Source organism: Acinetobacter sp. Swhac1 (genome assembly GCF_013390985.1).
Classification (GTDB): Bacteria; Pseudomonadota; Gammaproteobacteria; order Pseudomonadales; family Moraxellaceae; genus Acinetobacter; species Acinetobacter towneri.
Genome location: NZ_JACASN010000021.1, coordinates 1 through 13,228 on the forward strand (window position 1 = coordinate 1; position 13,228 = coordinate 13,228).

General features: G+C 39.9%; 10 protein-coding genes. 3 read left to right on the plus strand and 7 right to left on the minus strand.

What is annotated here, in order from left to right:
* The 3 genes from HX743_RS11015 to HX743_RS11025 all read right to left on the minus strand — a co-directional run.
* Positions 1-622 (minus strand): IS66 family transposase zinc-finger binding domain-containing protein (locus HX743_RS11015; RefSeq protein WP_178319237.1); only part of this gene is annotated, 622 nt, incomplete at its 3' end.
* A gap of 74 nt (positions 623-696) precedes the next feature.
* Positions 697-1,032 carry an IS66 family insertion sequence element accessory protein TnpB gene (gene tnpB / locus HX743_RS11020; protein ID WP_178319238.1) on the minus strand — a complete coding sequence of 112 codons (336 nt, stop codon included), beginning with the start codon at positions 1,030-1,032 and terminating at the stop codon, positions 697-699.
* The gene (locus HX743_RS11025; RefSeq protein ID WP_043041542.1) at positions 1,029-1,412 is read right to left on the minus strand and encodes a transposase; all 384 of its coding nucleotides are present in this window, start codon (positions 1,410-1,412) and stop codon (positions 1,029-1,031) included. Before HX743_RS11025 ends, tnpB begins: the two co-directional genes overlap by 4 nt.
* Before the next feature lie 65 nt (positions 1,413-1,477).
* Between HX743_RS11025 and HX743_RS11030 the strand changes: the two genes are divergently transcribed.
* Positions 1,478-5,221: an NACHT domain-containing NTPase gene (locus HX743_RS11030; protein WP_178319239.1), complete on the plus strand. Its 3,744-nt coding sequence runs from the start codon at positions 1,478-1,480 to the stop codon at positions 5,219-5,221.
* Between the two features lie 142 nt (positions 5,222-5,363).
* On the opposite strand, the gene HX743_RS11035 is transcribed toward HX743_RS11030, so the two are convergent.
* From HX743_RS11035 to HX743_RS11045, 4 genes are all read right to left on the minus strand, one after another.
* A complete protein-coding gene (locus tag HX743_RS11035) occupies positions 5,364-6,647 on the minus strand; it encodes a ribonucleotide-diphosphate reductase subunit beta (RefSeq protein ID WP_178319240.1) in 1,284 nt (427 codons plus the stop codon).
* Between the two features lie 151 nt (positions 6,648-6,798).
* Complete coding sequence (locus HX743_RS16405; protein ID WP_256732314.1) at positions 6,799-6,921, minus strand: hypothetical protein; 123 nt, start codon at positions 6,919-6,921, stop codon at positions 6,799-6,801.
* A 16-nt stretch (positions 6,922-6,937) separates the two neighbouring features.
* Positions 6,938-7,156, minus strand: a complete 219-nt coding sequence (locus HX743_RS11040) for a hypothetical protein (protein WP_167845827.1) — start codon at positions 7,154-7,156, stop codon at positions 6,938-6,940.
* A gap of 129 nt (positions 7,157-7,285) precedes the next feature.
* The gene (locus HX743_RS11045; protein ID WP_178319241.1) at positions 7,286-10,108 is read right to left on the minus strand and encodes a ribonucleoside-diphosphate reductase subunit alpha; all 2,823 of its coding nucleotides are present in this window, start codon (positions 10,106-10,108) and stop codon (positions 7,286-7,288) included.
* A gap of 589 nt (positions 10,109-10,697) precedes the next feature.
* On the opposite strand from HX743_RS11045, the gene bfmR reads away from it, so the two are divergent.
* Together bfmR and bfmS are read left to right on the plus strand one after the other, a co-directional pair.
* Positions 10,698-11,414 carry a response regulator transcription factor BfmR gene (bfmR, locus tag HX743_RS11050; RefSeq protein WP_096902057.1) on the plus strand — a complete coding sequence of 239 codons (717 nt, stop codon included), beginning with the start codon at positions 10,698-10,700 and terminating at the stop codon, positions 11,412-11,414.
* Between the two features lie 62 nt (positions 11,415-11,476).
* Positions 11,477-13,144: a sensor histidine kinase BfmS gene (gene bfmS / locus HX743_RS11055; RefSeq protein ID WP_131260700.1), complete on the plus strand. Its 1,668-nt coding sequence runs from the start codon at positions 11,477-11,479 to the stop codon at positions 13,142-13,144.
* Positions 13,145-13,228 lie beyond the last annotated feature (84 nt).

A 13,228-nucleotide genomic window follows, 5' to 3' on the forward strand; every position in this document is an offset into this window, starting at 1 on the left:
GATCGGCATACTTCGATACCAGCACATGGCTGAGCAGTTCAGGTGAAGCAATGCCTTTATCAATCACATAGGCAGGCATCGCTTGCTGAGTCAGGGTGTCACACTGATCACAGACCCATTTGCCACGCACATGCTGTTCCTTATAGAACTGTGCCGGTCTGAAATGCAGTTTTTCACTGATATCTTCGCCGATACGACGTAACTGGCAGCCACAACTGCATTGGGTTGATGCTGGTTCATGCTCAATACGAATGGTGTGTAGATGATCGGGCAGCAGTCGACGTTTAGGTTTATTTGCTTTGGCTTTGTGTGTCGCTGCATCGGTTTTATCTGCATTCAGCCGTTCCAGTTCCAGATCAACGGCTGCAATATCTTCTTCGACCGCTTCATCCCAGAGATGGATTTGTTTTGCGGTGAGATGTTCGTTTTTACTGCCGAATTTGTGCTGTTTAAATAGTGCGAGCTCATGCTCGTATTTTTGCGTGAGAATGGAAAGATGTTGAACTTTGGTATCTAATTGTTGGTTATCTTCTGCGAGTTGTTGATGCTGCATTGCCAACTGTCTGGTAAATTCCAGCAGTTGTTCATGGGTCAGTTGGCTTAAGTCTGGCAGCGTATTCATGACCGCAGTATGCCTGAGGTCATGACGCAGAGGAAATAGAACGTTTGGAGAATAGCAGAATGCACCAACCTGGTTTAGAGCATCGTCACTACCTGCTGTCGTCCAATGCGCTGCCAGGGCAAACCCTGGATCAGTGCCTGTAACTGTTCCGGGCTGAGGGCTACGCTTTCACCCTGGTGAACTTTAGTCCAGTGAAATTTGCCCTGTTCCAACCGCCGGGCACACAGCCAGATGCCCAGTCCATCATGTACCAGCACTTTCATGCGATGGCCACGTTTATTACAGAACAGGTAAGCACAATGCGGTTTAATGTAGCCAAAGGCTCTCACCACCTGAGCCATGATAGTATCCATCCCTGCTCGCATATCCAGAGGTTGGGTAGAAAGCCAGATTTCATCAATGCGGATCATGTTGCAAGTGCCTTGAGTAATTCTGCTAAAGCAGATATTTCTGATACTTGCCATTTCAAGCCAATTTCTGCTTTTGAGTGGGGTAAAGTAATTTGAACCTTTAACATGTCAGTAGGAGTAGGATCTAATGGTGCAGAGCAAGATAAGGCAATAAATGCAGGTTTATTCGGTAGTGGTGAGCGATCATTCCCTAGCTTAGCATCAATTAAGCGAATCCATTTGGATACAAGATTTGTATTCAATCCATGTTGCAAAGCGACCGAAGCAATTGAAACGTCCGGTGCTTTACAAGCCTGAACGATCTGCTGTTTAAATTCAGCACTGTATGTTCTTCGTTTTTTCGCAAGAGATGCGATGGATGTCTGGTGATTTGTAGTCATAAATTTTAGTCCCCACTTGTTTTTAAGTGGGGACTAAATTAAGGCTTATAGGATGAATTCATAAGGTGTGTTCAGCGGACGCTTACGATGGACTTAATAAGTCTAAGAAATATTTACCTCACTTAACGGATTGGGTTTTATGGACTAAATATATTCTTACAGAGGGCGATCAAGAGTGGTTTTATGGATTGCAAGCTAATTATCCATTTAAACTACATCTTCAAACTTGCGATGACATTGAGAGTTTATTGGTTGGACCAGCATTAGCTTTGCGAGAGGCTTATTTTGGTGAGTTGGTAATTGATGAACAAGTGTTAAATCAACATTATCAAATCATAGCATCTACTCATAGTAAGAAGTTTCAACCTGAAGTGCACCAAACGGTTAAAGCTGAAAAGATAATTGAAAAATGTTTAGGAAGACACTCCTCTTGGGACTCACTAGATAGCCTTGAGAAATCTATAAACAATAATTTAAAAATAGTCAAAGATGCACTTAATCTTGAGGATAGCTATGTCAAAACAACCTTGCCCGATTTTATAGCTGATGGGGAAAGATTGAGTGGTTTTTTAGATTGTTTATTTTCAGAGTTGGCAGCAGGAAATTTTGAAAAAGCAAAAGAGCTTTTGGTTGAAGATTTAAGTTGTGATTGGTCTAAATATAGGAAAACGATAGCTCGATTACGAGCTAATAGAAGCCATACTGCTATGTTTGCAGCAAATTTGTTAGCAGATTTTTATGCTTTTTCAGAAGAAATAAAAAAGGTAAGAAATGCTTTAAATGCCAAGGTCATTACTATCGTTGGTAAGGCTGGCGATGGTAAAACAGATCTTGCTTTAGAAATATGTAGACCAAGAGATGGCATTAATGCTGGAGTCCTTTTTTTAGGAAAAGATTTACATGCAGGCGAAAATTTAGATCATTTAGTCAAAAGTTTTAAGATATATGGACGACCTATTAATACATTTGAGGATCTTTTAGAAGCAGTAGATGCAGCAGGTCAACGCCTTTGTAAACGTATTCCAATTGTAATTGATGGGCTAAGTGAATCTGAAGACCCAAGAAATTGGAGAAATGAAGTAGCAAAAGCAAATGCATTACTAGAAAACTATCCAAATATATTACTAGTGCTAACTTTAAGAGGAGAGTTTTATAAAGATTGTATTCCAGAAACAATTCCAACTTTTGAGTTGAATGGGTTTGTAGATGATCCAATTGCGGCGATACATTGTTATTTTGAACATTACAAAATAGATGCTTTAGATGCAGATATACCAATCGAACTACTTACACATCCTTTAACATTAAGACTTTATTGTGAATCAGCAAATTCAGAAAGAAGAAGAGTTGTAGGTGTAGAAGCATTACCCCGTTCTCAAGTTGCTATATTTGAGAAATACTTTGAAAAAGCAATTGATCATATTGTAGATTTATCTCCGTCAAATCAAAGGTTATATCATGAAGATATTGAAGATACCTTATTGAAAATTGCTGAAGTGTTATGGACAGAAAATTATAGGACATTAGATTTTAATCAGGCTCGTAGTATTGCTAATGAAGTCGTGAGGTCAGGAAGCAGCTTAATAAAAAGCCTTGAATCCGAGGGTATATTATTAAAGTATAGATCACAAAATGGTAATCATGAGATAGGTTTTTCTTATGATTTAATGGCTGGGTTTAAAATAGCTGAATACCTTTTAAAAGGTGATTTTAATAGTTGGATTAGGCAAAATATTCATAAAATTCAGTATGGTCAACTACATTCAAATACCCTGGCTTATGATGTTTTTAACTCATTAGTTGGTCTATATCCTAAATATTATGTGAGAAAACATCTTTGGCAATTGTTAGAAGGTGATTTTAAAGAACGTGCTCTTTTACAAACAACTCAAGAGCAAGCAGCTCTTATCAATAGAGAAACAATAGAGGAATTCCAGAAATATTTATTATCCTCAGAGCAATTTGCTTCTAAAGCATTTACCAAGCTGAAAACTACTCGGTCGGCATATGCTCATCCCTTTGATGCAAGCTTCTTAGATAAAGCTTTAAGAGCTATGGGAAATACATACCGTGATTTAACATGGTCTGAATGGATAAGAAGAAATTATAGAGAACTTAAAAATGACCTAGAGGTTCTTGAAAAAAGATGGTCTCGAATAGAAATTGGTTCTAGTGAGAAAGGTCGAGCTTTATGGGTTCAATGGTTATTAACAACTAACCATAGAGATTTAAGGGATCAAGCAACAAAAGTACTTTCTATATATGCAAAAAAAGATCCAAAAACATTCTTTGAGATGGCAATTAATTCATTAGATATTACGGATCCATATGTGCCAGAAAGAACTTTTGCTGCAGCGTATGGGGCTATTTTAAGTGCAGATTTTATTGATGTAGAAAAAATAAATAGTAATGTTTGTGGTTTCGCCCAACAAATTATAGAAAATTGTTTTTTACCTAATTCTGAATACTCTACTACTCATACAATTTTGAGAGAATATTTACTAGGTACTATTAATTATGCTTTAACAGTAAATCGAAATTTTGTCAGTCAAGAATATTTAGATTATTGTCAAAAACCTTATCAACATTTACCTAATCTGTTTGATAGTCTCCCTGATATAAGTGAAGAGAAAATAATTGAAGTCAAAAAATTAGCCCTTCGTATGGATTTTAATAATTACACTATTGGAAGATTAATTCCGGATAGACGTAATTATGATGATTCACATCCTAACTATATTGAGACACGTAAGACTATTTTGAAAAGAATGATCCAGCTTGGATATCTACCTGAAAAATTTCAAGAGATTGATAGAGATATAGGTTCGAGTTCTTATTATGATCGTGATGTAAAAATAGATAGATATGGAAAAAAATATAGCTGGATTGCGTTCTATGAAATGTATGGATGGAAGGCTGATAGGGAGCTTTTAGATGATTGGCGTGGTAATGAAAGATGTAGTGATGTGAGTATCGATCCCACATTCCCTAAAGTAGAAAACTCTTGGAATCCAGAGACTACAGATATATTTACTAATTCTCCAAAGGATATTGGTGCGTGGATTTTAAATGGACCAATTCCTAACTACTTGGATATCTTAGAGACTCAGCAGTTTAACGAAACTGATAGCTGGATTTTACTGAATGGATTTATACAAGAGGATTCAAAAACGGATTATCGTGAAATCTTTACATTTATGAGAGGCTTTTTTGTTGCAAATGAACATGTCTCTACGATAAGTGAATTTTTTTGTAATAAGGATTATCTTGGTAATAATGCTCTGCCACGAATTCCTGAAAATCACTATAAATACGCAGGTGAAATGGTTTTGGGGAATTCATTTTTAGAACTAAATGAAAATGTAAATAGTCGGGTGAATTTGGATGAATGGGATGCATCTAGTTTTTTAATAGAAGTTCCTGTGCAATCTTATTCTTGGGAGTCTTATCACAGTTCTTTGAATCAAGCAGGAGGAATAGACTTTCCGAATCCTGAATTATGTCAGAGATTAGGTCTAAAATACCATAATGGTGATCCAGACTTATATGATTTTGACGGGGTAGCCTCTATTTTTAGAACATTGAAATCTTCTGATGAGAATTTGAAAGGTCATTTATTATATTTAAGAAAAGATCTTTTTCAAAAATATCTTATAGAAACTGGACAAACATTTGTATGGATATTATGGGGAGAAAGAGGGCAAAACTATAAAGGGGATGAAGAGATACATGAATATTTCAGAACTAATCAACACTTGCATAAACAAGTTTATGTTTGGAACGATGATCAAATAGTTAAATTAGATTAACTCATGTTACTAAAATCCAATTTAGATTAAAGAAAAAACCGCCATTAATGGCGGTTATTCAATGACAACTTATGTGTCGCTCAATGACATTTTATGTGTCGCAAATGACAACTTATGTGTCGCGTGACGTACCGACAATGTATTACCAGCTCAACGCACCGCCCGTCTGATAATCAGTCACACGCGTTTCAAAGAAGTTCTTCTCTTTACGCAAGTCCATCATTTCAGACATCCATTGGAACGGGTTGTTTACGCCAACAAACTGTTCAGGTAAACCGAGCTGACTTAAACGACGGTTACAGATGAATTTCAAATATTCTTCCATCATGCCTGCGTTCATACCCAATACACCACGTGGCATAGTGTCACGCGCATATTCAATTTCAAGCATCGTGCCTTCAAGAATCATTTGAATCACTTCTTGCTGGAATTCTGCAGTCCACAAGTGTGGGTTCTCAATCTTGATTTGGTTAATCATGTCGATACCAAAGTTCAAGTGCATAGATTCATCGCGTAAAATGTATTGGAATTGCTCTGCAACACCGTTCATTTTGTTACGACGACCCATCGACAAGATTTGGCTGAAACCGCAGTAGAAGAAAATACCTTCAAGTACACAATAGAATGCGATCAAGTTGCGTAGCAAAATTTGGTCGTTTTCAGGTGTACCTGTTTTGAAAGTAGGATCACTTAAAGATTGCGTGTACTTCAAGCCCCATGCTGCTTTACGCGCAACCGATGGTACTTCGCGGTACATATTGAAGACTTCGCCTTCATCCATACCTAAAGATTCGATGCAGTACTGGTAAGCGTGAGTGTGAATCGCTTCTTCAAAGGCTTGACGCAAAATGTACTGGCGGCATTCAGGGTTGGTAATGTGGCGATAAATTGCCAATACCAAGTTGTTAGCAACCAATGAGTCTGCAGTAGAGAAGAAACCAAGTGAACGCATAACAATGGTGCGCTCATCTTCAGTTAAGCCATTTTCAGACTTCCACAACGCGATGTCGTGGTTCATGTTGACTTCTTGCGGCATCCAGTGGTTTGCACAACCATCTAGATATTTTTGCCATGCCCATTCGTATTTGAACGGTACAAGCTGGTTTAAGTCTGCACGACAGTTGATCATGGCTTTATCATCAACCTGTACGCGCGATGCACCCATTTCCAGTTCTTCAAGACCAGGAGCAACGTCCAATTGATCTAGAGCGTTAGATGCTCTTGCCAACGGATCGGTTGAATCTGTTGTTCTACTTCTAGGGGCTGCAGCGGGTTGTGCAGCTGCCACAGTCGTCTGTGGTTGCTCTGCATGAGATACCATCTGCGTATCATGCGCTTTTTGCGGCTCGACGGGCGCAGACTTGTGTTCAGGAGCAGCCGGTTTTTGCGAATCATCTTCGAAATCGTCCCAACTTAGGATAGACATATCAATTCTCTCTTCGTTGCTTTATATCTTTTATGGACATCCAGCCACGCTGAGATGTCTTAATATACGCTTAATTTGTGAAAACAAAATTAAGTTTTGCTCATCTTGGTCTGAAAAATGTACATTCCGACCAATTTGCTCACGACTTATTTTACTTTCGCTGTTGTTTTGCCGCTTGTACGCAAAAGTAAGCAATTGGTGCGTAAAACAACACTACAAACGAAACCAGCAAGACCGCGAGTCCTAACATATAGTTGTGGGTCATATGTGGCATGCTGATTTCCTTTAATTTATTTTTTACTCTGCTCAGTGGTGTAATAGTGATTGTGGTGAATGTTATAGGTAACATTTTGAACAGAGGAGTGGTTCAAGTTACTTGAACCTTCTCCTGTACCTTGTGCAAGTGTATTACTTTGAACATTATTGGTTTGGGAGTTATATAAATAAGCCCCCGTACTACCACATACTATTGTTAACACACTGAAAATAAATGCGTTAATCTTATTCATCTGCTTTCTCTAAAGAAAGCATGCTGAAATCAGAAGATCTAAACTGATACAACTATTCAGATATCTGATCTACAACATGCTGACATGTTAGCAATCATCATTATCTCAATGTAGCTGTATAAGCTTAAATTACTGACAAGCTTCACAATCAGGATTGTCAATTGAACATGCCATTGGCACTGGTGCAGCTTGAGCAAAATCTTCATCAACAGCTGCAGCCGCTTCTGGTGCAGGAGTTGCTACAGGCGCTGCCGTAACAGTTGCAGGTTTTACTGCGTTCAATGCACCTGTGTTAATGGTTGATTTCTCTGCAGATGTTGCACCTAATGCACGTAGGTAATAAGTCGTTTTCAGACCACGCAACCATGCCATTTTATAAGTCAGGTCAAGTTTCTTACCGTTTGCACCTGCAATATACAAGTTCAACGATTGCGCCTGATCAATCCATTTTTGACGACGTGATGCTGCATCTACAATCCAGCGTGGTTCAACTTCAAACGCAGTCGCAAAAATCGCTTTCAATTCTTCAGGAATACGTGAAATTTTTTGTACTGAACCTTCAAAGTGTTTCAGGTCATTCACCATCACAGAATCCCACAAATCACGCTCTTTCAATGCACGAACGAGGTAAGGGTTGATTACTGTAAATTCACCAGACAAGTTCGATTTCACATACAAGTTTTGGAATGTCGGCTCGATAGACTGAGAAACGCCACAAATATTTGAAATGGTTGCAGTCGGTGCAATCGCCATCACATTTGAGTTACGCATACCGTCTTTTTGAACTTTGGCACGTAAGCTGTCCCAATCCAAACGCTGTGTACGGTCTACTTCAAACATACGTTCTGGACGCGATTTCGCCACAATGTCTAAAGAGTCAATTGGTAAGATGCCTTGATCCCACAATGAACCTTTAAATGTTTCGTAAGTACCACGCTCAACCGCTAAGTCGCTAGACGTTTGAATCGCGTAGTAGCTGATCACTTCCATAGATTCATCGGCAAATTCAACTGCAGCATCTGAACCATAAGCCAAGTTCATCTCATAAAGCGCATCTTGGAAGCCCATGATGCCCATACCTACAGGACGATGTTTCAAATTTGAATTGCGTGCTTGTGGTACAGCGTAGTAGTTGATGTCGATGACGTTGTCGAGCATACGTACTGCAGTTTTAATAGTACGTGCTAATTTTTCACGGTCTAACACACCACCTTGAACGTGTTGCACAAGGTTGATTGAACCCAAGTTACATACCGCAATTTCATCTTGGTTAGTATTGAGGGTAATTTCAGTACATAAGTTAGATGAGTGCACTACGCCAACGTGTTGTTGCGGTGAACGTAAGTTACATACGTCTTTGAATGTGATCCACGGGTGACCTGTTTCAAACAACATTGACAACATTTTGCGCCATAAGTCCTTCGCACGAAGTTTTTTATGCAGCATGTTGGTTTCTTTGGCAATGCTTTCGTAATACGCATAACGCTCGGCAAAGGCTTCGCCTGTTAAGTCGTGCAAGTCTGGCGTTTCAGATGGTGTGAACAGTGTCCAATCAGCATCTTCAAAAACACGTTGCATGAACAAGTCTGGTACCCAGTTTGCGGTGTTCATGTCATGGGTACGACGACGGTCATCGCCCGTGTTCTTGCGTAGCTCTAGGAATTCTTCGATGTCTAAGTGCCAAGTTTCTAAGTACGCACATACCGCACCTTTACGCTTACCACCTTGGTTGACCGCAACCGCAGTATCGTTTGCCACTTTTAAGAATGGCACAACACCTTGAGATTTACCGTTAGTACCTTTGATGTATGAGTTCAAGGCACGAACTGGTGTCCAGTCATTGCCTAAACCACCTGCCCATTTAGACAGCATTGCGTTATCACGCATTGCGCCATAAATGTTGTAAAGGTCATCAGAAATGGTAGTCAAGTAACAGCTCGATAACTGTGGACGTAGCGTGCCTGAGTTAAACAGGGTAGGTGTAGACGCCATATAGTCGAAGCTAGACAATAAGTTATAGAACTCAATTGCACGTGCTTCACGGTCATCTTCATTGAGCGCTAGACCCATTGACACACGCATGAAGAACAATTGTGGAAGTTCAAAGCGTACGCCATCTGAGTGAATGAAGTAACGGTCAAATAAAGTTTGCAGACCTAAATAGGTAAACTGGTTTGAGCGTTCAGGCTGAATCGCTGCAGCAAGTTTGGCAAGGTCAAACTCAAGTAAGTCTGCAGAAAGCAAATCAAGTTCTACACCTTTTTTCAGGAAAGTTTCTAATGCTTCGCCTTCAGGTGTATCTGTTGCTAAACCTAAAAATTCTAAGCCTGTTGCGACCAAGTCATTACGCAATAAACGCGCAGTCACATAGGTATAGTTCGGCTCTTGCTCAATACGGGTACGAGTCGCCATCATCATGGTGGTTGAGATGTCAGACTCTTTTACACCGTTGTAAAGGTTTTTCACGGTTTCATCAATGATGGCATCTACATCAATGCCTTCTAAACCTTCTGCCGCTTTATTTACGGTTGCTTTTAACGCACCTAAATCTAGTGGTTTAAGCTGACCGTTTGCATCAGTCACTTGTAAAGTTGGGTGATGGTTTTCACCTGCTTGCTTACGCGCTTCTGAGCGTTGTTCACGGTAGATGACATAAGCACGAGCAACTTTTTGCTCGCCTGTACGCATGAGCGCAAGTTCAACTTGGTCTTGAATTTCTTCAATGTGAATAGTTCCACCAGACGGTAAACGGCGGTTGAATGTGTTCAACACCATTTCAGTCAGTTGTTCGATCCGATCATGAATGCGGCTTGAATCGGCGCTTTGTTGACCTTCTACAGCCAGAAACGCTTTGCCAATTGCAACTGCAATTTTTTCAGCATCAAAAGCGGCAACATCACCAGTGCGTTTAATCACTTGTAATTGACCAGGGGTTGAGGTGATTACGCTCATGTCAGCATAGCTCCATTGTCATCTATTGTTATGTTTATGGACCATTAAACTGGGCAAAATTTAGGCCGCAGTGATTGAGGGATAAACACAAGACTTAGTGGTTTAAAATTGAATTGAACACAAGATACGGGAAAATTGAGGGTAGATCAATATTGACTTTTTCTTTTAAATTTTGACTGATTTGGAATTAAGATTGTTCTCAAAAATACCGTTTTTTGTCCTTTGGGCTATAAGCCTTATCGGGCAAGGGCATAGCATAGCAAAGCTCGGAAAAACTGCTTATAGATAACCTTGTGGATAACTTGAAAAGTTAGGAGATAATTTTTCCAAAGGCGGCAAAGGCTTGATCTAGTGCAAAAAATACCCATTTTGTAACTTTATATTTCTTAAATATGTTTAAAAATCACCAAAACTAGAAAAGTGCTATAAATTCAATGCTTAATAAAAATATAACAAAATAATACGCAGATGTATCAGTTTGGTGAACAGTATCTTGTTTACAATGTAAACGTGTGTATATTGCAAATTATATCAAGACCTATCTCTCAGATTTTAAAAGGATAGGTCGAATCCAATAAAGGGACAGGTTATGAGTCAAGAAGAAAAGTTACCAAAAATTTTAATTGTTGAAGATGATGAACGCCTTGCACGACTTACGCAGGAATACTTAATTCGCAATGGTTTGGAAGTTGGGGTAGAACCAGATGGCAACCGCGCGATTCGCCGTATTATTGCCGAGCAGCCCGACCTTGTGGTGCTTGATGTGATGTTACCAGGTGCCGATGGTTTAACCATTTGTCGTGAAGTTCGTCCACATTATCATCAACCGATTTTAATGCTGACTGCGCGTACTGAAGATATGGATCAGGTGCTAGGTCTGGAAATGGGTGCAGATGACTATGTTGCAAAACCTGTGCAGCCGCGTGTGTTGTTGGCGCGTATTCGTGCTTTATTGCGCCGTACCGACAAAGTGACTGAAGATGAAGTGGCACAGCGCATTGAATTTGATGATTTAGTGATTGATAACGGTGGCCGTTCTGTGACTTTAAATGGTGAATTGGTTGATTTCACCAGCGCAGAATATGACTTGTTATGGTTATTAGCCTCAAATGCTGGGCGTATTTTATCTCGTGAAGATATTTTTGAGCGTCTGCGCGGCATTGAATATGATGGTCAAGACCGTTCAATTGACGTGCGTATTTCACGTATTCGTCCAAAAATTGGCGATGATCCTGAAAATCCAAAACGTATTAAAACTGTGCGCAGTAAAGGTTATTTGTTCGTTAAAGAAACCAACGGCATGTAATACGCTTTTTTCTGAGTCAAATACTGACTCAAATATAAAATAAGTCACATAGGACGGGTTTTGTGCTTAAACACAGTATATTCTTGCGCATATATGCAGGATTGGTGATCTTAGTTGCAGTAGTTGCCATTTTGGCGTACTTATTGGTGCAAATCATCAACTATCAGCGTGCGCAAGAATATCGTGAGTCTTTAACTGATGGTATGGCTTATATTATTAGTGAAGGGATTGCACGACAGCAAAACGAACAGCAAAAGAAAGACTGGATTTCTGATGCATCCGATTTGCTGGAATTGCCCATCTACTATGTGCAGGCAGACAAAGTAGATTTGTCGCGCGCAGAGCTTAGACGGATTAAAGAACGTAAAGCGGCTGTGCGCTATAATGCCGAAAATATGATTGCCTATATTATTTTGGGTATGAAAGATGATCCAAATCATTATTTATATATCAAGGCAGATAAAATTACAGAACGGCAAATGAAAGCTTTGCCGATTTTTGTTTTAGATTATTTGGTGTATTACCCAGGTCAGGAAAAAGAATATCTAGCCAAAATTCAGCAGCACTTTTCTTATCCAGTCAATATTAAAAATATTCAGGAACTGCCACTCGATTCTGAACAGATTGGGCGTTTAAGACTCGATCACAGCATTATTTTATATCGTGACAATGCCACCGTGCGTGGTACAACCATCTCGATTGTGTCACCGATGCCAAATTCACCCTCAGAAGTCTTGGTTTTAGGGCCTGTGCCGTTATTTAACTGGATGCCATTCCAGTTGGCAGCAGGCATTACCTTGCTCAGTATGTTTATGTTGAGCTTGGGGGTTTATGGTCTGATCTTGCCTATGCAGCGTAAGATTCGCCAAGTGAACTATGCCTTAAACCGTACTAAATCGGGCGATTTAAACATGCGTTTGCCTGTAGATGGCACAGATGAAATGGCAAGTTTGGCATCTAGCTATAACAGCATGTCTGACCATATTCAGCGTTTGATTGAAGCGCAGCGTGAACTGATGCGCGCTGTATCGCATGAGCTGCGCACGCCTGTGGCACGTATTCGTTTTGGTATGGAAATGCTGGCAGAAGAAGATGATTACGAATATCGCTTACAGCAAGTCGAAATGATTGATAAAGATATTGAGGCTTTAAACACCTTGATTGATGAGATCATGACCTATGCCAAACTTGAACAGGGCATGCCATCTTTAGAAATTGAAAAGATCGTTTTGGTTGAAGTGCTAGAGCAGGTGGCTACGGAAACAGAAGCATTGAAAACCCAAAAAGATATTCAATTGCTTGCCCCACCTGTGACTTTGGAAGTGGAAGCTGAACGCCGTTACTTGCACCGTGTGGTACAGAACTTGGTGGGCAATGCAGTCCGTTACTGTGACCATAAAGTTTTGATCAGTGGCGGCATTAACGAGCAAGGCATGGCCTATGTTTGTGTGGAAGATGATGGGCCGGGGATTCCCGAACAAGACCGAGAACGTGTATTTGAAGCCTTTGCTCGTTTAGATGACAGCCGCACCCGTGCTTCAGGTGGTTATGGTTTAGGTTTGTCTATTGTAAGCCGCATTGCTTATTGGTTTGGTGGCAAAATTGAAGTCGATCAGAGTCCGAACTTGGGTGGTGCACGTTTTATGATGGTTTGGCCTGCCAAACGGTTTAGTAAGGCAAGAAAAAAAGCCGCAGCAGAGAAAGAAAAAACCACCGATTCATTGACTTGAATTGAGTGCACCAAAACTAATTTTAGACATAAAAAAACCAGTGCAATTCAAGGCACTGGTTTTTTTTAATTGCTTTTTTATCTC